18 protein-coding genes are annotated in these 20366 nt (G+C 68.8%); 12 read left to right on the top strand and 6 right to left on the bottom strand.

Translation table 11 applies throughout. From position 1 onward, the window contains the following. Window positions 1–59 precede the first annotated feature (59 nt). Complete coding sequence (locus AC3ANP_RS09780; RefSeq protein ID WP_488329998.1) at window positions 60–1217, bottom strand: DUF6226 family protein; 1158 nt, start codon at window positions 1215–1217, stop codon at window positions 60–62. Between the two features lie 199 nt (window positions 1218–1416). Here AC3ANP_RS09780 and AC3ANP_RS09775 point away from each other — a divergent pair, with 199 nt between their 5' ends. From AC3ANP_RS09775 to AC3ANP_RS09760, 4 genes are read left to right on the top strand one after another with little or no spacing between them, the layout of a single operon-like run. After that, window positions 1417–2859, top strand: coding sequence for a DUF3375 domain-containing protein (locus AC3ANP_RS09775; RefSeq protein ID WP_488329997.1), 1443 nt, complete (start codon window positions 1417–1419; stop codon window positions 2857–2859). Beyond that, complete coding sequence (locus AC3ANP_RS09770) at window positions 2856–3524, top strand: DUF4194 domain-containing protein (RefSeq protein WP_488329996.1); 669 nt, start codon at window positions 2856–2858, stop codon at window positions 3522–3524. Before AC3ANP_RS09775 ends, AC3ANP_RS09770 begins: the two co-directional genes overlap by 4 nt. Next, window positions 3521–6916, top strand: coding sequence for an ATP-binding protein (locus tag AC3ANP_RS09765; protein WP_488329995.1), 3396 nt, complete (start codon window positions 3521–3523; stop codon window positions 6914–6916). Before AC3ANP_RS09770 ends, AC3ANP_RS09765 begins: the two co-directional genes overlap by 4 nt. Beyond that, window positions 6906–8207 (top strand): Wadjet anti-phage system protein JetD domain-containing protein, encoded by a 1302-nt coding sequence (locus AC3ANP_RS09760; RefSeq protein ID WP_488329994.1) that lies wholly within the window; start codon window positions 6906–6908, stop codon window positions 8205–8207. The genes AC3ANP_RS09765 and AC3ANP_RS09760 overlap by 11 nt, the downstream gene beginning before the upstream one ends. A gap of 4 nt (window positions 8208–8211) precedes the next feature. Here AC3ANP_RS09760 and AC3ANP_RS09755 read toward each other — a convergent pair whose 3' ends face one another. Further along, window positions 8212–9408 (bottom strand): acyltransferase family protein, encoded by a 1197-nt coding sequence (locus AC3ANP_RS09755; RefSeq protein ID WP_488329993.1) that lies wholly within the window; start codon window positions 9406–9408, stop codon window positions 8212–8214. Between the two features lie 44 nt (window positions 9409–9452). On the opposite strand from AC3ANP_RS09755, the gene AC3ANP_RS09750 reads away from it, so the two are divergent. From AC3ANP_RS09750 to AC3ANP_RS09740, 3 genes are all read left to right on the top strand, one after another. Beyond that, the gene (locus AC3ANP_RS09750; protein ID WP_488329992.1) at window positions 9453–9701 is read left to right on the top strand and encodes an HNH endonuclease; all 249 of its coding nucleotides are present in this window, start codon (window positions 9453–9455) and stop codon (window positions 9699–9701) included. A gap of 111 nt (window positions 9702–9812) precedes the next feature. After that, entirely contained in the window at window positions 9813–10265 is a 453-nt protein-coding gene (locus AC3ANP_RS09745) for a hypothetical protein (protein WP_488329991.1), read from the top strand. Next, a complete protein-coding gene (locus AC3ANP_RS09740; RefSeq protein ID WP_488329990.1) occupies window positions 10226–10966 on the top strand; it encodes a hypothetical protein in 741 nt (246 codons plus the stop codon). The genes AC3ANP_RS09745 and AC3ANP_RS09740 overlap by 40 nt, the downstream gene beginning before the upstream one ends. 88 nt (window positions 10967–11054) lie before the next feature. Here the strand turns inward: AC3ANP_RS09740 and AC3ANP_RS09735 are convergent, their stop codons facing one another. Continuing rightward, window positions 11055–11408, bottom strand: a complete 354-nt coding sequence (locus AC3ANP_RS09735) for a hypothetical protein (protein ID WP_488329989.1) — start codon at window positions 11406–11408, stop codon at window positions 11055–11057. A 58-nt stretch (window positions 11409–11466) separates the two neighbouring features. Beyond that, the gene (locus AC3ANP_RS09730) at window positions 11467–12252 is read right to left on the bottom strand and encodes a matrixin family metalloprotease (RefSeq protein WP_488329988.1); all 786 of its coding nucleotides are present in this window, start codon (window positions 12250–12252) and stop codon (window positions 11467–11469) included. A 421-nt stretch (window positions 12253–12673) separates the two neighbouring features. Here AC3ANP_RS09730 and AC3ANP_RS09725 point away from each other — a divergent pair, with 421 nt between their 5' ends. Continuing rightward, window positions 12674–13072 carry a TfoX/Sxy family protein gene (locus tag AC3ANP_RS09725; protein ID WP_488329987.1) on the top strand — a complete coding sequence of 133 codons (399 nt, stop codon included), beginning with the start codon at window positions 12674–12676 and terminating at the stop codon, window positions 13070–13072. Between the two features lie 117 nt (window positions 13073–13189). Continuing rightward, complete coding sequence (locus AC3ANP_RS09720) at window positions 13190–14776, top strand: alkaline phosphatase D family protein (protein WP_488329986.1); 1587 nt, start codon at window positions 13190–13192, stop codon at window positions 14774–14776. Between the two features lie 152 nt (window positions 14777–14928). Here the strand turns inward: AC3ANP_RS09720 and AC3ANP_RS09715 are convergent, their stop codons facing one another. Next, on the bottom strand, window positions 14929–15219 hold the full coding sequence (locus AC3ANP_RS09715; RefSeq protein WP_488329985.1) for a GIY-YIG nuclease family protein: 291 nt from the start codon (window positions 15217–15219) through the stop codon (window positions 14929–14931). Window positions 15220–15414: 195 nt separating this feature from the next. Further along, a protein-coding gene (locus AC3ANP_RS09710; RefSeq protein WP_488329972.1) for an IS3 family transposase occupies window positions 15415–16562 on the bottom strand; the annotation gives its coding sequence in 2 pieces (ribosomal slippage) (window positions 15415–16289 and window positions 16289–16562; 1149 coding nt in all). A gap of 651 nt (window positions 16563–17213) precedes the next feature. On the opposite strand from AC3ANP_RS09710, the gene AC3ANP_RS09705 reads away from it, so the two are divergent. From AC3ANP_RS09705 to AC3ANP_RS09695, 3 genes are read left to right on the top strand one after another with little or no spacing between them, the layout of a single operon-like run. Further along, the gene (locus AC3ANP_RS09705) at window positions 17214–17690 is read left to right on the top strand and encodes a hypothetical protein (protein ID WP_488329984.1); all 477 of its coding nucleotides are present in this window, start codon (window positions 17214–17216) and stop codon (window positions 17688–17690) included. A 29-nt stretch (window positions 17691–17719) separates the two neighbouring features. Then, complete coding sequence (locus tag AC3ANP_RS09700) at window positions 17720–19528, top strand: glycoside hydrolase family 15 protein (RefSeq protein ID WP_488329983.1); 1809 nt, start codon at window positions 17720–17722, stop codon at window positions 19526–19528. Then, the gene (locus tag AC3ANP_RS09695) at window positions 19525–20148 is read left to right on the top strand and encodes a tellurite resistance/C4-dicarboxylate transporter family protein (RefSeq protein WP_488329982.1); all 624 of its coding nucleotides are present in this window, start codon (window positions 19525–19527) and stop codon (window positions 20146–20148) included. The genes AC3ANP_RS09700 and AC3ANP_RS09695 overlap by 4 nt, the downstream gene beginning before the upstream one ends. Window positions 20149–20366: the final 218 nt, after the last annotated feature.

The raw sequence follows: 20366 nt of genomic DNA, 5'->3' as shown, positions 1-20366 counted from the left end.
TACGGAGAAATATGCACGCGCAATCTTGACTAAGAAAATCGCCGACCCGAGAGCCCGGGTCAGCTCCGCCGCAACGGCCAGGGAGCCCAGCCGCCGGCCAGCCGGCCCAGCCGGCGCTCCGCGGCCTGCAGGCGGGCCGGGTCGGCGGTGGCGGGTTCACCGCGGCCGCTTTGCGAACCGGACCCGTCGGCGGCGCTCAGCGCATACTCGCTCCACCGGCGCGGGCCCACCGGATAGCGTTCGCTGTAGCCGCCGGCCGCGACCGCGAACACCAGTTCCTCGAGCCGGGCCGCCGCCGACTCCGCGGTCTCGTCGCAGGCGTCACAGCCACAGACCGGGAACGGAAAGTCGTGCAGCTCCCCCGCGTGCACCAGAACGCCCGGGTAGCCGGTCAGCACAAACGTCAGGGCCGCCGCCCCGGTGCGGCGCGGCGCTACCCGCACGGCGCGCCGGACGTTCGGCGCCTCGCGGAGCAGGTCCTCCGCGGCCGCCGGCCCCTCGTCCACCGCGACGTCGTAGACGGAAGCCAGGTAGTCGATCAGGGCCTGGGCGACCTGGTGCAGCCCGGCGAACCGCTCGGGGTGGCTGTCGACACCGTAGGACCCGGCGTCCGGACCGTCGGGGCCCCAGCGGCGTCCGTAGCTAATGGACTCGCCCGTGGCGGAGTAGTACGCCGACGTCGGCAGCGGCGGCCGGACGTAGCGGGGCGCGCCGGCGGGCGGAGGGAACGGGACGGGCCGTTGTACGGGCGCTGGGTCCGGTTCTTCGCCGGCCCACTCCGACAGTTTGGCCAGCAGACCGCTCACGGCCTCCTCGTCGGCGCCGCGCAGCGCCTGCACGAGCCGGGTGGGCTCGTACCCCGTCTGCCGGTTCCCGACGGTGGCGGCCGCACCGTCGTAGGTGGTCCACTGCGCGTCGGGCCGCAGCCCGGCGAGGGTGTTGCCGGTGAAGACGGCCGCGGCGGCGAGGAGTTTGGCGTCGTCCTCCAGTTCAGGGCCGGAGGACCGGAGGAATCGGATCAGCCGGGCGGGGTCCGCGGCAAGTTCCCCGGCCGGCTCACCATGGCGGGCACAGAACTCGAGGAACGGCGCGTAACCGCGCGCGTGCCTGACCGCGGCGGGAGGGCCGGCGGCCGGCCGGTACAGTGCGGTGCCGCGCGCCATCGGTGCGGGCAAGCCGGTTGGCGGCCCGTCGAACACGTCTTCGTTGGTCCCCATCGCGCGACTCTAGCCCGCGGCCGCCCGACGGCGGAAGCCCCGTTCCGGCGCCCGCCCAGCACTGCGGCCCCCGCAACAGCCGCGCCGTGCCCTGGCCTGCCGCCGGAGGTCTCCGGGGTAGCGCCGCGGCGCCAGAGAATGGCGGCGCAGTCCTTTAGAGTGGGACCCGACTCATCGGCCGTATTGCCCGGGAACTTCCATGGACTTTTATGCCATCAACTCCCTGCGTGAACACCACGCAGGCTGGGCGCTGTTGCGTGCCCAGAACGCGCCGCTGGCCCTCGCCTTCTTCATGGCGGCGTTCACCGGACCGAACCAGCGGAACCTGGGCCGCCAGCAGCTGATCGACGTCCTGGATGACGTGCTGTTCGGCCTGCGGGACAGCGAAGGAGTGGGCCGGTTCCCCCGGAGCGCCGGAGAATACCTGGACGACTGGGCGGCGGATGAACGCCAGTGGCTCCGCAAGTATTACCCTCTGGGTGAAGATGAGCCGCATTTCGACCTGACGCCGGCCGCGGAGGACGTGGTCCGCTGGGTGGAGAGCCTGCGCGGCCGCGACTTTGTCGCCACCCAGTCAAGGCTGACCAGCATCTTCGCCGTGCTGAAACAGCTGGTGCAGCAGTCCGAGACGGACCCGGAGGTGCGCCTGGCCGAGCTGCAGCGCCAGCGGGACGGGATTGACGCCGAGATGCAGCGCATCCGCGAGGGCAATATCCGCGTGATGACGGCCCCGGAGGCACTGGACCACTTCCAGCAGCTCACTGCCCTGGCCAAGGACCTGCTCTCCGATTTCCGCGAGGTGGAACAGAACTTCCGCAAGCTGGACCGGCAGGTGCGCGAGCAGATCGCCACGTGGGACGGCACCCAGGGTGAACTGCTGGAGTCAATTTTCAACAACCAGCAGGACATCAGCAGCTCCCTGCAGGGGCGCACCTTCCAGGGATTCTGGGACTACCTGATGTCGCCCCAGCTGCGCACCGAGCTGCAGGACCTGCTCCAGCGCGCCACGACGATCGAAGCCTTGGCCGAGGCGGACGGGCTGCATGCGGTGGCCAACCTGCACCAGGACTGGCTGCCCGCCGTCGAACAGACCCAGGCCACGGTCCGTCAGCTGTCCCAGCAGATGCGCCGACTGTTGGATGACAAGGTGTTCCTCGAAAACAAGCGCATCATGCAGCTGATCCGCAGTATCGAATCCGCCGCGCTGGGCACCCGGAGCGCACCGCCGTCGGGCGCCTTCATGGAGCTTGAGGCGCCGTCCGTGGACGTTGTGCTGCCCTTTGAGCGGCCGCTCTATGAGCCCAGCCGCAAGGTGCTGGTGGACGACGCGGTGGAAACAGCCGACGACGCCGACGTGGACGCTTCGGCCTTGTTCGGCCAGTTCTTCGTCGACAAGGAACGCCTGCGGGCCAACATCGACTCCGTCCTGGCAGAAGCAGAGCAAGCCACCCTGGCCGACGTCACGGCCGCCTACCCCCTGTCCCAGGGCCTGGCCGAGGTGGTGGCGTATTACCAGCTGGCCACCGAATCCGACTGGGCCACCATCAACCCCGAACAGTCCCAGCAGCTGTCCTGGCAGCTGCCGGACGGCAGCATCCGCGAAGCCACCATCGAACAGATCATCTTCGGAAGGCCGGCATGAACCCCGCCACCCCAACCCCTGCAGGCACCGAAACCCCGCGGCCGGAGGAACTTCCCGGCGTCGTCACCCGGCTCTTCAAGGGCGTCCTGTACGCGGAGAATGACGAGAAGCTGTGGCAGTCCCTGCTCGGCCTGACCTCGCACGTGCGCGACTACGTCTCGGTACTGGGCCTGGACCTTGTCCTGGACGAATCCGAGGGCTACGCGTTCCTGCGGTCGAAGGATGATCCGGACGGCACGCTCCCCCGGCTCATCGCCCGCCGCACCCTGACCTTCCACGTCAGCCTGCTGCTGGCCCTGCTCCGCCGGCGCCTGATGGAGTTCGACATCAACAGCAGCGAGGTCCGGCTCATCATGAACGAACAGGAGATCGCGGACATGGTCTCGGTGTTCCTGCCGGAATCCAGCAACGAAGTCCGCGTCCTGGACCGGCTGGGCGCGGACATCAAGAAAGTAGTGGAGCTCGGTTTCCTGCGAAAGCTCAAGGGGCAGGCGGACACCTACGAGGTGGCCCGGATCCTGAAGGCGTACGTGGATGCGCAGTGGCTGGAGGAGTTCGACGCCCGGCTGGCCGACTACCGCGCGACGCTCGTCGGCGAGCCGCCCGCCACAGCGGCGCCGGACGGAGCACGCGAAGCAGCGCACGCGACGGAGGCTGACGCATGACCTCGGACCTGCAGGAGAGCCTGTTCAGCCTGGACGACACCGCGGCCGACGGCGGCACTCCCCCCGGGTTCCGGCTGCACCGCCTGGAGCTGCTGAACTGGGGCACGTTCCACCAGGGGGTGCGCACGTTCCGGCTGGACGGTGCGAACAGCCTGCTCACCGGCGACATTGGCTCGGGCAAGTCCACGGTGGTGGATGCCATCACCACGCTGCTGTTTCCGGCCCACAAAATCGAGTACAACAAGGCGGCGGGGGCGCAGAAGAAGGAACGCTCCCTGCTGTCCTACGTCCGGGGCTTCCACAAGAGCGCCCGGAGCGCCGGCGGGGAGTACTCCAAGCCGGTACCTTTGCGCGCTACCGGCCAGCTGACCGTGGTGCTGGGCGTCTTCCACAATGCTGTGTTGGGCAAGTGGGTCACCCTGGGCATCACGCTGTGGGCCACGCAGGAGGCGGGGCAGCCCAACCGCTTCTACTCGCTCGCGGAAACGGACCAGAGCATTGCTGCCGACTTCAGCCATTTCGGCCAGGACCCGCTGAAGCTGAAGAAGAAGCTGCGGGCCGCCGGCGCCTCGGTCCATGATTCCTTCGAGCCGTACGCGGCGGCGTTCAAGCGCCAGTTCGGGATCAGCGGCAACCAGGCCATGGAGCTGTTCCACCGCACGGTGTCCATGAAGCAGGTGGAGAACATCACCTCGTTCGTCCGCAGCAACATGCTGGAGGAGGACGATGTCGCCACCCGGATCACCAACCTGATCCACCACTTCGATGACCTGAAGAAGGCCCACGACGCGGTCCTCCGGGCCAAAGACCAGATTGCCCTGCTGACACCCATCAAGGAAGGGGCCGCGCTGCACGCCGGGCTGACCGCCGACGACGAGCTGGCCCGGGCCCAGCGCGACCAGCTGCACCCCTGGTTCACCGACCGGAAGCTGCAGCTGAGCCTGGAACACCAGGCCGAGCTGGAACGCGCCGGCGTGCGGCTGCAGGAGGACTCGGCCCGGCTGAACGGCGAGACCAAGCAGCTGCGCCGGGACCTGGCCGGGGTGGAGGAGGACATCCGCACCAACGGCGGCGGCCGGCTCGCGGCGATCGACGCCGACCTGGCAGCCCTCGCGGCCAAGTCCGCCGAGCAGCGGCAGCGGTTCGAGTCCTACTCGGCCGCCGCCGCGGACCTTGGCCTGCAGGCGCCCGAGGACCGTGTCCTCTTCGACGCGAACCGGGCGGGGCTCGCCGGGGTGGAACAGGACCTGGCTGCCCGATCCGAGGCGCTGCATGAGGAGCGCACCACGCTGTCCATCCAGCAGGCCGGGCTCAACACCAGGTCCGCGGAGATCAAAGCCGAGCTCACCAGCCTCCAGGCACGGCGCAACCTGATCCCGCTCCCCCAGCTGGATATCCGCCGACGCCTCTGCGAAGGCACCGGGATTACCGAAAGCGACCTGCCGTACGTGGGCGAGCTGCTCAAGGTCCGCGACGGCGAGGCCGGCTGGGAGGGCGCCGCCGAGCGGACGCTCCGCGGGTTCGCGCTCTCGCTCCTGGTCCCCGCGGAGCGCTACGCCGCGGTCAGCAGCTGGGTGGACGCGAACAACCTCCGCGGCCGGCTGGTTTATCTGAGGATCGGTGACTCGCATGCGCCCAGGACCGCGGAGCCGGGGACGCTCGCGGCGAAGATCGCCATCAAGCAAGGCACCCCGTTCCGGGACTTCCTGCAGGAGGAGCTCAGCAGCCGGTTTGACTACTTCTGCTGCGAGAACCTGGCCGATTTCCGCCGCTACCCCAAGGCGCTGACGGCCAACGGCCAGCTTAAAGGCGGCAGGGGCCGGCACGAGAAGGACGACCGCAAGGACCTGGCTGACCGGCGTAACTACGTGCTGGGCTGGGACAACCACGACAAGATCGCCGGGTTTCGCGCGGATCTGGACGAGGTGCAGGGCCAGCTGAAGGTGGTGGCCCGGCAGCTGGCCCGCGTCAACGAGCAGCTTGGGGCGCTGGGCCGGCACAACCAGCAATTGGGCACCGTCCGTTCCGTCACGGAGTTCGGCGAGATCAGCTGGCAGGTTACGGCCCGCAGTATCGAGGACCTGAAGGCGGAGAAGCGGGCCCTGGAAACCACCAGCGACGTCCTGCAGCAGCTGATGGCCAAGCAACAACAGGTCACGAAGGAACTGGACCGGCTGGAAGAGAAAGCGGGCAAGCTCCGGGAGCGGCTCGGCGCCAACGAGAAGGACGCGCGGGACATTGGCGAGGCAATCGAGGAATGCCGGGCTGTGCTGCGCGAGTCGCCGGTGACGGACGACGCCGGGGTGCTGGCCGCCGTCGGACGCATCGCTGACGCGGCGCTCGGGGACAAACCGCTCACCTACAAGAACACGGCCACAGTGGAAAGCACCGTGCGGAACGGCCTGACGGACACCATCGACGCACTGTCCAAGCGGATCGCCCGGGCGGCGGAGAGCACGGTCCGGCAGATGGCGGATTTCCGCAACAAGTACCCGAACGAAACCACCGACGTCGACGCCTCACTGGAGGCCGCGGCGGACTATAACCGGCTCCTGGAGCAGCTGGTGGGCAACGACCTGCCCCGGTTCGAGAACCAGTTCAAGGATCTGCTGAACCAGAACACCATCCGCGAGGTGGTGGCATTCAACGCGTTCCTGGACAGCCGGCGGCAGAACATCATGGACCGGATCGGCGAGATCAACGAATCCCTGGCGGGCATTCCGTACAACACGGGCCGGCATATCCAGTTGGAGCACCAGGCGACGTCGGACCAGGACGTGCGGGAGTTCGGCAGCGACCTGCGGGCGTGCTCGGAGGGGACCATCGGTGAGACGGACCAGTACTCGGAGCAGAAGTACCTTCAGGTGGAGCGGCTGATTGACCGGTTCCGCGGCCGCGAGGGGCTGACGGACCTGGACCGGAAGTGGACGGCGAAAGTTACGGACGTGCGGAACTGGTTCACGTTCTCGGCGTCGGAGAAGTGGACGGAGACCGGCGAGGAGTACGAGCACTTCACGGATTCGGGCGGCAAGTCCGGCGGGCAGAAGGAGAAGCTGGCGTACACCATCCTGGCGGCGGCCCTGGCGTTCCAGTTCGGGCTGGGGTCCGGCAAGGGTGCGGGCAGGAACGCCGGCAGCGGCAGGAGCTTCCGGTTTGTGGTGATTGACGAGGCGTTCGGCCGCGGCTCGGACGAGTCCGCCCGGTATGGGCTGGAGCTGTTTCAGCGGATGAAGCTGCAGCTGCTGATCGTCACGCCGCTGCAGAAAATCCACGTGATCGAGCCGTTCGTGTCGCATGTGGGCTTCGTGGCGAATGCCAACGGCGATGATTCGCAGCTGCGCAACATGACCATCCAGGAGTACCGCGATGAGAAGGAACGGCATGGCGGCTGACGCTGCGCCGGGCCGGTCGCAGGGCTGGACCACGCTGGCCGAGCTGCGTGCCCTGTCGTTGGCCGCGTGGAGCCGGGGGCAGCTGCTGCGCGAGCTGCTGGAGCCCGGCGGCGCCTATCCGCGCCGCCGGGGCCTGAAGCGTCCGACGGCGGCCACCCTGCGGAGCCACTTCGCTGCGGCCAGCGCATGGTCGGCCGAGCTGTTTGCCGCCGCGGGCCAGTACAGCCTGGAGACCGCGGAGGTGGGCCGCACCACCATTGGGGCCAACCGGCTGCCCGCCGCGGTGGTGTTCGCCAGCGTGGCAGACGAGATCGCGTTTGTGGGCAAATCGAAGGATGCGGACCGGTTTGCGGACCTGGCGGCCGGGCTGACGGCCCTGGACCCCGCGTTCCGCGCGTGGGCCCTGCGGCGGCCGTTGCAGCTGCTGGAGCTGGGCGCCGACGCGCTGACCGCGGCCCGGGTGGCTCTTTGGCTGCGGGCCAACCCGGTGCCGGGAATCTACGTGCGGCAGCTGGGGCTGCCCGGCGTGCACACGAAGTTTATCGAGCAGCACCGGAAGGTCGTCGGCGAGCTGGCCGCGGAGCTGCGCGGGGCGGCGGCTGAGGTGGAGCCCGACGCCGACGCTGGCAGCAGTGCCACTGAGGACGGCCTCGCCGAAGTGCCGGCGGCGCCGGGGTCGTTGCTGGGCCGGACCGCGGCGCGGACGCCGGCGGCGCGGTTCGCCGCGCGGCACGGGTTCCTGCACCCCCCGGAGCTGGTCCGGTTCCGGGTGCTGGATCCTACGGTGCCGTTGCTCGGTGCGGCGCGGGACCTGACAGTCACTGCCGAGGCCTTCGGCACGCTTGAGTTGCCGGTCAGACGGATCGTTGCCACCGAGAACCTGGTGAATTTCCTGGCCCTGCCCGAGCTGCCCGGCACCCTGGCCGTGTACGGCGGCGGGTACGGTTTCTCATCGCTGCAGGACGCGGCCTGGCTGCGGGACCGCGAGGTCCTGTACTGGGGCGACCTGGACACCCACGGCTTCCGCATTCTGGACCAGCTCAGGGCCGTCCACCCGCAGGTGACCAGCGTGCTGATGGATGAGGAAACACTGCTGGCCCACCGGGATGTCTGGGCCAGCGAACCGTCGCCTTCGCGGGCCGGACTGACCCGGCTGACCGCGGCAGAGTCCGCGCTTTACCAAGCACTGGGCACCGACCGGTTCGGGAAAGCGGTCCGGTTGGAACAGGAGTTGATCCGCTGGGACTGGGCGCTGGAGCGGCTGGCCGGTAGACCAGCGAGGCACTCCTAGCCCGCTACCGTCGCCCCGCCCCCGCGTCTGCCAGCTCCCGGACGGGCGCAGCCTGCGGCGCTGCCGGGAGTTCCACGCGGGCGTTCCGGCCGGTCCAGCGCTCCACGGCGCGGCCCGCGGCGACCGAGAGCCGGTGGGAGGGCCGTTCGACATAGCGATAGAAGAGCTCGGCGGCGGCAAAGGCGACCGCCACGGAGACGGCGAGCGCCAGGGGCAGCGAGACGGACCGCAGCAAGGTGACGCCGGCCAGAATGATGGGCAGGTGCACCAGGTAGAGGCTGAAGGAGATCCGGCCCAGCCATTGCGCGGCGGCGGTGTCACCGAGCCGCTTGGCCGGCCGGCAGGCCAGGAAAACCAGCACGATCAGCGTCGCGCCGACGGTGACGAGCGCCTCGACGCCGAGGACCGGCCGAGCGCGGCTAAGCCACTCGGCGTTGGCCAGGACCATGCCGGCGGCGGCCAGCGGAACCCACACCAGCCGCGGCCAGGAGCCGGTCAGCGCCCGGATCCGGTCACGCTCCGCCCCCATGACCGCCCCGATGGCGAAGATCGGCAGGTAGGTCAGCCAGTCCACGTGCTGCACCGCGCCCACCGCCGCCAGGGCCACCGCGGCGCCGAGTTTCAGCAGCCAGAGGCGCCGCCAGCACACGGCAAAGACGGCGTAGACCGGCAGCAGGAGCGAGAAGAGGATCTCCCATTTCAGCGACCAGAGCGGGGTGTTGATGGTGCTCGCGCCCAGCAGAAGCAGGCCGTCCCGGGCCACCTGGCCCACGCTGGGGTGGATCACGTACATGTCCGCCCAGGTACTCTGCAGCGGTGACGGGGTCCGCGGAATCAGGGCAATCAGCGTAACCGCGACCGCCAGCGATGCCAGGGCCGGCAGGTACAGGCGGAGCAGCCGCTTGGCGTAGTACGGCGCCCAGCGCTGGCGGAAGCCGGGCCGGGTGAACGGCAGGACCAGCACGAACCCGGAAAGCACAAAGAAGACGTGCACGGCGGGCGTGCCATTCCAGAGCAGATGCAGCGGGGAGAACACGGCCCACGTCCCGGCGGGGCTGAGCTCCGCGGACCGCTCATCGAAGACCGCCCGCCCAATGTTCGGCAGGGTTGAGAGCACATGGCAGGCGACCACCACGAGGGCAGCAAGCCCCCGGAGGCCGTCCAGTTGCGTGACTCGGGCTTGTCCAGGCTGATTTGTCATCAGCTCCACGTTACCAGTTCGTTACATTAGGCTGCCGCGAGGGCATGGCCCGGGCTGCCGGCCAGTGCGAGATGGAGGCCGGCTTCCGGCGCCGCTGTTCCCGGCCGGCCGAGCACGGCGATCACTTCTATCCCTGGTCCAAGGGCGGCACCACCTCCCTGCAAAACTTCGTCGCCGCCTGCGCCCGCTGCAACCGCCGACGGGCTCAAGGACCGCGTGCAGGCAATCGTCAACCGCACTGCGACGGGCCAGCGGGTGAACACGCCATCACGGCGTATCTGGCCGCCCGCTAAGACGGGCCTCCCCGCAGGACGACGGCGGTGGCCCGCCCACGGGGGCGGGTCACCGCCGTCTGCGGCCTGTCGCAACGCGCCGCGGATGGGGTGCGCCCCTACGATGAACCCATGCACGCACCGTCGGCCTCAGCCCCCCATGCCAAGAACGTTGCAGTCGTCGCGACTGCGCACGGGAACCATGCCCTCACCCACCGGGACATGCTGGCCAGGGCATCAGCCGGGCCTTTTGCCAGCCCAGAAAGCCCCAGCATCCTCCGTGTGGTGCCACTGCTGCGGGTGTCCGGAGAGAAGGGGCACCGCGTGGTCCTCGCGGGCCACAGCTGCCTGTCCGTCCAGGACGCTGACCACCGGGCCGTCGAGTCGTACGTGACCAACGCGTGGGTGGAAGGCGCGGACGAGGGCGAATTTGTCCGGATGTCCGTCGCCGACGCCGGCACGGACGAGCAGGTTCAGGCGGCGACGGCAGAATTCAACCGCGGACTCCCGGACTGGCCTGACGCGGACTCCGCGAAGGCCGGCAGTTGCAGATCGCCAAACACGCCAAGGCCCTGGCCGAACTGACCCGAAACGCCGTGGCGAGCGTCCGTGAAATCCGTTACGACCTGGAACACCGGCTGGCCCGCTTCAGCAGCCAGGGCCACTCGACCACCAGCAACACCCCCATCGTCGCATCACTGCTCGAGCTGAATATCATCTGCGGCCGCGCCGCCGACGAGGCCAGGGAAGCGGTCCGCGAAGGCCTGTGGCTGCACCTCTCAGACTCCGAGGCCTATCACGCGTACCGCCGGCTCCAGGACCCTTCGATCATCAATGACGCCGCGGCCGCTACCTCCAGCACCCGCAGCTGGATGCGGCTTCATGATGCCGCCGTCCGCCAGTGCGTGGAGATGCGCAAACAGCTGGATGCGGAGTCCGGTTCCGCGCGCGATCTCATGGCGGCCGCGGCCAGCGTGTCCAATTCCCGGGAAGCCGACTCGCAGGCCGCGTTCAACACCCTCGCCGCGGTGGCCTCCCTCGGCCTCGGCATCCCCGCCCTGGTCCTGGCCCTCTACGGTGCGGACCGGTTGCTCCCCCTCAATACCGAACCCCGGCAGCTCGCGTTCATCCCGGTCGCCGCGGGGTTGCTCTTCGCCGCGGTCATCGCCATTTGGCGGGCGCCCAAGGGCAAATCCAGCCGGGTCTGGATCTTCGGAGCCATCGGGATCATCACGATCCTGCTGAGTTTGCTGGTCGCGGCAGGACTGCTGGCGCCGTCCAGTTAGCCCCGCCGGGTCGAGCAAGTCCGTTGTTCGCGCGGAGCGGCCCGCCCGCCCACCGTGGTTGGAGCCCCCAGGGATTCCGTCCGCCGCGCTACGGTACGTAGACGCTCCTGCGGGCCACACGGACCTGCGCCCGCAGCTCGGTGTCCCGAAAGGCCGTGTCCCAGTCGTCCTTGTCAGCCGCGACGTACCACCGGCGCTCGACCGGCCACCGGCTCAGGTAGTCCGGGGTCGCTTCGGGCGCAGGTGCGGGTGCCGGGACGGGGCGCCGCACGGGTGGGGCTTTGCGGTGGAGCTCGGCGGCCGCCAGTGCGGCCCGGCGTCTGGCGAGCACCCGCTTGACGATCGCCACAGTGATGACCAGCGCGACGATGAAGACCCACGTTGCGGCGATCACGTAAACCACCACGGCGAGGAACAACAGGAACCCGAGAATTCGTGCCATGGCGACATTGTTCCAATCAGCGCCGTTTAAGGGAACACCGCGACGGGAAAATCCCGGATCAAAGTTCCGGGATGCAGGGCCCGCCGCCCAGCACCGCCAAGCCCGCGCGGTCGCCGTCGGCAAAATCAATAATCCCGATGCTCTCTGCGTTCATCAGCTGCGTCGGATCGTCGACGTGGTCGAGTCCCATCACGTGGCCCAGTTCGTGCATGATGACCGCGCGGACCTGGAGGGGGCCGTTGGGCCGCTGCATGATCTCGTTCAGGGCGGGGGCGTCCAGGGCGATCTGTCCGGACACGAATGCCGAACGCCGGTCGGCGGTCTCGACCCGGGCGCTGCCGCCGTACCCGGCCACCTTGCCTTCCAGCCGCGGACTTTCCGCCGGCGTCGACCATGCGATCAGTACCGGGGCCCACCGCTGCCCGTACCGGTCGGGCTGGTACGACTTCCGCTGGTCGCTCGGGGCCTCGGAGGTGGCGCCGTCGTCGACGAATTGCAGCCCGGTTGCCTCCGAGACTTTTGCCACGGCCTGCCGGATCAGTTGATCGCCGCCTGCCGGGCCGTTCTCCGGCCGAACCGTGTAGTGGACGGGGCGGCAGGGGTCGTAGGCCACGAAGGGTTGGGCAAGCCCAGCCACGGGCTGCAGCACATAGTGCGCCGACGGAGCGGTTGCGGGCGGACGGCCGAGCGGCGCCTTTGCCGCCTCGACCCCCGCCGGGGGCGCGGTGGCACCCGGGAGGTACGGCCGGAACGGCGTCAGCACGAACCGTTCAAGCAGCGCGGGGCTGAAATACAGGACGACCACCAGCCCAAGGCCCAGCACCGTGGGAAGAGGCAGGCCCATCAAGCGGCGCGTTCCCAGCGGGCTCTTTCGACGCAGCCCCCGGGCAGTCTTTCGCCGCTTCGTCCGGGCGGCGGGAGCTGCCCGCCAGGGCGCCGGCTGGTCGACCTTCCCGAGGGCTTCATCGATGGCCCACTGTGGGATGCGCCCACTTGGCGAACGTCGGACGCCGGGTGGCCCGTCGTCGGCGCGCGGCGGCGCCTGCTCGAATCCATCTGTGCGCCCACCCCGTGAATGCAACGTTGTCCCCCGATAGCCGAAAAGCGTGCCGTGGACCCAGCATAGGGGCCACACCCGCAGCTGCGCGGTTCCGCCGTCGTTTCCTGCCGGCGGCGGTGCACGCTTTTCCCTGCCTGTACCGCCACCCTCCGCAAGGCATATCCTGCAGGAAGACCCGCCGCACCCTAGCCACTGGAGCGCCGCCATGGACATGCCCAAAGCGTCCGACGCCGACAAGGAGCACTTCCGTTCGGTGCTGCCGGAGCATCCGGAGGTGGTGATCAAGCCGATGTTCGGCAACCTGGGGGCGTTCGTCCACGGCAACATGTTCGCCGGGCTGTTCGGGCCCACTATCGGCGTCAAGCTGTCTCCGGCAGACACGGAACTGCTCGAGCGCAGCGAGCGGACCGTGCCGTTCAGCCCCGCGGAGCGCCCGATGGGCGGCTACACCGGGCTGCCGGAGGTCTGGAACGGCGAGGGCGACGGCGACCAGGCACGCGCCAGGGCCTGGACGGAGAAGGCTTTCGAGTACGTCGCCGGGCTGCCACCCAAGGCGCCGAAGGCCGCCAAGGCCGCGAAGACTCCTGCAGCGCCCAAGAAGTAAAGCACCACTCCCCTGCCGCGGAGCACAACAACGGGTCGACAGCTCTTGTCACTCAGTTAACTGCCCATTCACATTGTCCACAGAGCGAGTCAACCCGCCGTCCGTAGCGTCGGGGCCATGGACAATCTTTCACGCAGATCCCTTCTCACCGCCGGCCTCGGGGCCGGCCTCGTCGCCGCCTGGCCCGGTGCCGCCGTCGCCGTTTCCACCGCGGACGACGCCGGTCTCCGCACCGATCCGTTCCAGCTGGGCATCGCCTCCGGCGAGCCCTGGCCGGCCGGCTTCGTGATCTGGACCCGGCTGGCCGTGGACCCGGTGGCCGAGGACGGCCTGGGCGGCATGCCGTCGCGCAACGTCGCCGTGCAATGGGAAGTGGCCGAGGACGAACGGATGCGCACGGTGGTGGCCCGCGGCGTCGAGCATGCCCGGATCGAGACCGCGCATTCGGTGCACGTGGAGCTCAAGGGCCTGCGGCCGGGCCGCGAATACTTCTACCGGTTCCGCACCGGCCGGCACATCAGCCCGGTGGGCCGCACCCTGACCAGCCCGGCGCTGCACGAGACGCCGGCGGCGCTGGCCATGTCGTTCGCTAGCTGCGCGCAGTTCGAGCACGGCTACTTCACCGCCTACGCGCGGCTGGCGCAGGACCAGCCTGACCTGGTGCTGCACCTGGGCGACTACCTGTACGAGTACACCAAGGACAGCTACGTGATCGGCGGCGGGAACCCGCGCGACCACGCCGGCCCGGAGACCGTGGGCCTGGCCAGCTATCGGCAGCGGCACGCACAGTACAAGGCCGACGCCGACCTGCAGGCCGCGCACCTGGTGGCGCCGTGGCTGGTGGTCTGGGACGACCACGAGGTGGACAACAACTGGGCGGCCGACGTCCCGGAAAACCGGGATGCGAACCAGCTGAACGACAGCCCCGAGCACTTCCGGCAGCGCCGCGCCGCCGCGTTCCAGGCCTACTACGAGAACATGCCGCTACGGCCCTCCACCGTGCCGGCCGGCGCCGACATGAAGATCTACCGGCGGCTGCAGTGGGGCCAGCTCGCCAACTTCCACATGATGGACACCCGGCAGTACCGCGACGACCAGCTGGCCGGCGACGGCTGGAAGAAGAACGTGGCCGAACGCCTCGCCGAGGACCGCACCATCACCGGCGCCGAGCAGGAGAAGTGGCTGCTGGAGGGTTTCCGGAACTCCACACAGCGCTGGGACGTCCTGGGCCAGCAGGTCTTCTTCGCCGAACGGGACCGGGACAAGGCACCCGAGATCGACGACGTCTCGATGGACGGCGGGGACGGCTACGCCGCGTCCCGCCGCCGCATCACCCAGGGCTGGGTGGACGCGAAGGTGCGCAACGCCGTCGTCCTCACCGGCGACGTGCACCGCAACTGGGCCAACGACGTCAAGGTCGACTACAAGAACCCGGACGCGCCCGTGGTCGGCTCGGAGCTGGTCTGCACGTCCATCACCTCCACCGGCAACGGCAACGGCTCCACCACGGACCCGGTGATGGCCTGGAACCCGCACCTGAAGTTTTACAACGACAACCGCGGCTACGTGAATACGAAGATCACCAAGGATGCGATGACCGCGGACTTCCGCACCCTGGACTACGTCACGACGCCGGGCGCACCGGTGGGCACGAAGGCGTCGTTCACGATCCGGGACGGGGTGCCGGGCTTGGCGGCGCGGTAGGCTCCGCAGAGAAGGACGACGGCGGGCGGCCGGCGGCTGCTGACCGCCCGCCGCTGTTCACCCTTGGCTCCGCGCCCACGCTCATTATCAAACGGCAGCGGGCAATGCCCCCGATCGAGAATCCGGTCAGCCAGGGGTCATCTGCTAAGCGCCTAGTTAAGGTTGTGACCGAAACTGCGTGTGAGCAGTGCCTTCTTAAAGTGTGCTTCGGCAGCGTCCACTTGTGCAGCCGGCGCGCTGGGTGAGAAGACCCGCAGGATGCTGAACTGGAAGTGCCGTGCGTGGCTGGCGTCGGCGCCCGCCAATTCCCTGAGGGCAACATTGCCACCGTGGCCGTTCCTGGCGTAGTCGCTCCAACGTCCAAGGAACCGTTCGGCACCGTCGGCCTTGCCGACATACAACTTGCCGGTCTTGGTGTCGGCGATGAGGTAAATCCCCTGCACCGAACTAAGGGCGGTCTGCCACTGCCGGTAGCGTTCATCACTGATAACGGCTTGGAGTTCGTCATAACTGATCAGAAGCGACTCGAATCCGGGAAACAGCTCGATCTGCGGATCGGCGATTTCGACGACAGTGAGAGACCTTGCGTTCTTTCCTGACTTGGCCCAGTGGTTGGGCCCCCGTTAGCAGTCCAGCGTCTATGCGATAGCTAATTGGTTTTCTTGGGTCCAGTTTTCCCAGTAGCGTTTCGGCGTCATGCCGTCCAGGGATCCGTGGGGCCGTTCATGATTGTAGATAGCTTTCCATTCCTCGGCCAAATACTTCGCTTCGGCCATGGTGTCCATGATTTCTCCGGCGAGTTGTTCCCTTCTGAATTGGGCGTTGAAGGATTCGATGAAGCCGTTCTGCCAGGGTGAGCCCGGGTCGATGAATGCGGTGTCGACCCCGGCGGTGTTGCACCACTCGATCAGTGCGGCGGCGGTGAATTCCGGACCGTTGTCGCAGCGGACGTATGTCGGGGAGGTGCCGGTTTCGGCGATGATGTTCTCCAGCACCGCGACCACGTCGGTGGCTTTGAAGGACCGGCGCGGGATGATGGCCAGCGCGGTGCGGGTGTACTCATCGATGACGTTGAAGAACCGGATGTGCCGGCCGCAGGAGGTCACATCGGACTGGAAGTCGAAGCTGACCACGTGCATCGGGTACTCGGCCGTGAGGCGCTTCTGTTCACCGGCGCCGGGCCCGGTGCGGCGCTTCTTCCGCGCCCTGGGTTTACAGACCAGGCCTTCGTCGCGCCAGAGCCGCCGCACCCGCTTCCGGTTCAGCGCCACGCCGTCCCACTCTGGCTGGGCGAGCAGGTGCCAGCGGGCCTTCCGCCAGCCCCACGCGGGGTGCTGCCCGGCGACGGTGCGCAGGGCTGCGCGGAGCCGGGCTTCCTCAAAGCCCATGTCGGGTTTCTTCTTGCGGAACGCTGACCGGTTCTGGCCCAGTAGCGCGCACGCGAAGCGTTCGGACGCCCCGAACTTCTCCACCGCCATGCGCACGGCACGGCGGCGGGGTTCGGGGCTCAGAATTTTCCCTTGGCCACCTCGTTCAGGATGTCGATGGCCAGTTCCTTCTCCGCCAGCAGCCGCTTGAGCCGGGCGTTCTCCTTCTCCAGCTCCTTGGTCCGTTTGGACGCCTCGGCGTTCTTCTCGGACCCGTACTGGTTCAACCAGCGGTACCAGGTCGCCTCGGTGATTTGGAGCTCCTTGATGACTTCGACCATAGGGCGCCCGTCGTTGAGCATCTTCTGGCCCTGCCGGACCTTGGCGATGACCTGCTCGGGGGTATGTCTGCGTGCCATGATTCGTGAATTTCCTCCTGTGTCCATTCTCGGACACGAAACTCACACAAACACTGGACTCCTACCCGGGGACCCAACCACCAGTTCACCGTGTCGGCGGTCCATTCGATGACCAGGCGGTCCGCCAAGGCGGAAAGCACCGGCGAGGGCCGCAGGTCGAAAAAGCGATGAATCTCGGTGCGTTCTTCTAAGAGCTCGCCATGATTCTCGAACGCAGTGATGAATCGTGCGCGGCGGCCCGACGTGGCCAGAAAGTTCAGCCAGATTTTTGGTGGTGTTTTGCCGAGCTTGTTGTTGTGCCCTTGCTCGCGTGTGTACTGCAGCAGGTTCGGGCCCATGGCGTCGGCGCGAGTGACCAGACCACCGGGATTTAGCGTGTGCCGGATGACCGCCACGTCGTCTGCGTCCAGCCCGGCAGCGTGGAAGAGGTCTCCGAGTCTAAGTTCGCCGGTGGAGTCGCTGTTCATGACCAACCTTCACTCATTGCCCGTCGAGTTCGGGCGCACGCCCAAGTCTACGGATGCACCGGGTACACCAGCCCTTGTCCGCTGCCGCGGGACCGTTCTAAAGTTAGAGCACCTAGTTTTAGAAGGTGCGTCATGGACATAACCCCAACGGCCCGGAGCCACCACCGTCCAGGCGGCGGTTGAGATGGACTGGCCAGGCTGGGCACTGTTCGGGCTGCTGGCCACCACCGCCTTGACCGCGGTGATGATCGCCTACCAGATGGCCGGCTTGACCCGGCTCGATCTGCCCCTGGTCCTCGGCAGCCTCGTCACCCCGGACCCGGACAAGGCCCGGATCGCCGGGTTCTTTATCCACCTCGCCGCCGGGCAGGTCTTCGCCCTCGGCTACGCGGCCGTCTTCGCGCTGCTCGGCCAGGCCACCTGGTGGATCGGCGCGCTGCTGGGCCTGCTGCACGTCACAGTAGCGCTGACCATCATCCTGCCGCTGCTGCCCGGCATCCATCCCCGGATGGCCAGCACCCGGGCCGGGCCGGCCAGCCGCGCGGCCCTCGAACCGCCCGGCCTGCTGGGCCTGAACTACGGCATCCAGACCCCGGCCGTCGCCGTCGCAGCCCACTTGGTCTACGGCTCGCTGCTCGGGCTGCTCCTCACGGCCCACTGACCACGCCGGCGAAAGAAGGTGGAGCACCAATGGAAGATAAGGCCCCCTCCCCCGCCCTCGCCGACTACGGACTGCTCGGCGATACCCGGACCGCCGCCCTGGTCTCGGCCGACGGCGGCATCGACTGGCTCTGCGGCCCCACCTTCGACGGGAGCCCCGTCTTCGGCGCCCTGCTCGGCGGCCCGGAGGCCGGCACCTTCCGCGCCGGCCCGGCCCTGCCCGCCCAACAAATCATCCGCCGCTACCGGCCGCACACCGCCACGCTGGAGACGGTCTGGACCACCGACGGCGGCACCCTGACCCTCACCGAGGCGATGGTCGCCGAAGTGGCCGGCCAGCTGCTGCCCACCACCCTCCTCATCCGGCGGCTGGAGGCGGCGAGCGCCCCGGTGCAGGCCGCCGTCGTCTTTGATCCGCGCTTCGGCGAGCGCCACGTCCGCCCGCGCATCCGGCACGGGCAGCACGTGGTCTGCGCGTGGGGCGCGCTGGCAATGTCGCTGGGCTGCAGCGGCGGGCTGCGGGTGGAACCGGGGACGACGGCGGCCCTCACCGTAGTGCCCGGCCGCCCGGTGGTGCTGGTGCTCGCCCTGGCCTACGCCGAACCGATGGTCTGGGTCGACCCCGACACCGCGTGGGACCTGGTCGACGCGGACGAGGCGCGCTGGCGGGAGTGGACAGCCGGAGTCAGCGACGATGTACCCTTCCGTGAGCCGGTGCTGCGGAGCCTGCTGACGCTGAAACTGCTGACCTACTCCCCCTCGGGCGCGCCGGTGGCCGCCCCCACCACGTCGCTGCCGGAGGACCCGGGCGGGATCCGGAACTGGGACTACCGGTACGCCTGGCCGCGGGATGCGAGCATCGGCATCGCCGCGTTCCTCGCCGTGGGCAAGGACGGCGCGGCCCTGAACTTTCTGAACTGGCTGCTGCACGCCAGCCGGCTGCAGCGGCCCCGGCTGCCGGCCCTGCTCACCCTCACCGGCGGGCATGTCCCCCGCGAGCGCACCCTGGCCGGCTGGCCCGGGTACGCCGGCAGCGCCCCGGTGCGGATTGGCAACGGCGCCGCGCACCAGCACCAGCTCGACGGCTACGGCTGGGTCCTCGACGCCGCCTGGAACCTCGTCGAACAGGGGCACCGGCTCAATTCGGAGACGTGGCGGGCGATGCGCGGCTTCACGGACCTGGTGGCGCGGCGCTGGCCGGAACCCGACGCCGGCATCTGGGAAATCCGCGACGATCCCGCGCACCACGTGCACTCCAAGATCATGGGCTGGCTGGCGCTGGACCGGGCGCTCCGCATTGCCGACACGCACCGGATCAGCGCACGACGGCGGCGCCGCTGGGACACGGCACGGGCCGCGGTTGCCGCCGACATTACCGCCCGGGGCTTCGACCCGTCCCGGAACACCTACACCCGCTCCTACGGCTCGCCCGATCTGGACTCGGCCCTGCTGATCCTGCCGGTGACCGGTTTCGAGGCGCCGGGCTCGGCCAGGCTCCGGGGCACGGTCGACGCCGTCCGGGCTGAACTGTCCGCCGGCTACCCCTTCCTCTACCGCTACCCGCCCGGCCAGGACGGGCTGCCCGGGAATGAGGGCGCCTTCCTGCCCTGCTCCTTCTGGCTCGCCCAGGCCCTGGCCCTCACCGGAAGGGCCGGAGAAGCCGAAGAACTGTTCGAGGCACTGCTGGAAGTCGGCGGCCCGCTGGGCCTGTTCAGTGAAGAAGCCGACCCGGCCACCGGGGCCCTGCTCGGGAACTACCCCCAGGCCCTGACCCACGCCGCGCTGGTCCAGGCGGCCCTGGCGCTCCGTGACGCTGCCTGCAAGGAGCCGCAGGGGTGAATTCGGCACGTCTCATCTGGTGTGTGGCCAGCCAGTCCGTCGCGGTCGCGGCGGCGTCGCTCGAACCCGCTGCCGGGCCGGACTGGCGGGCGGTGCTGGCGCTGGTCGCCGTCGTGGCCTGGTCGGTGGGGCTCATCCTGTATGCCGCGGTGGGGATCTTCGTCTCGCTGCGGCTGATGACCTACCCCATCCGGCCCGAGGACCTCCGCCCGCCGTACTTCGTGGCCATGGGCGCCATTGCGATCAGTGTCCTCGCCGGTGCGCGGATCGTCGAAATGGCCGGCGCGCCGATGGTGGATGCGACCCGGGGGCTCGTGGCCGGCGCCTCCGTGGTGTTCTGGGCCTTTGCCTCGTGGCTCTTTCCGGTCCTCGTGGCGGCCGGATGGTGGCGGCACGTGATCCACCGGGTGCCGCTGTCCTACGAACCCGGCCTCTGGAGCGTCATCTTCCCCCTGGGGATGTACGCCGTGGCCGGAATCTATCTTGGGCGCGCCGACCATCTTCCCCTGGTGGCGCTGATTGGCCGTGCGGAGCTGTGGCTGGCGGTCGCAGCATTCCTCGCCACCCTCGCCGCGATGCTGTGGCACCTGCGGGTCACGCTGGTACGCCCCGGGCGGTGACGGACCCGACGTAAGCCCGCGCAGGCAGGTAGGACTGCCCGACCGGCGTCCGGCAGTCCTACGGGAAAAGCTCTGCACTCCAACGCAACAGGAGCCCGCTAGACCCGCAGGGAATTCCACTTACGCACCAAAGGCAGGGCCGGTCTTCAGCGCACCAGAAAGCATTAGTAGCGGACATCTAATCCTGGCACGATCCACTGAGTTGCTTCCGGCAATTC

It is taken from the genome of Arthrobacter sp. JB02-1C, from assembly GCF_057748045.1.
The sequence above is the reverse complement of the archived record's forward strand: the minus strand, read 5'-3'. Positions and strand labels throughout refer to the sequence as shown.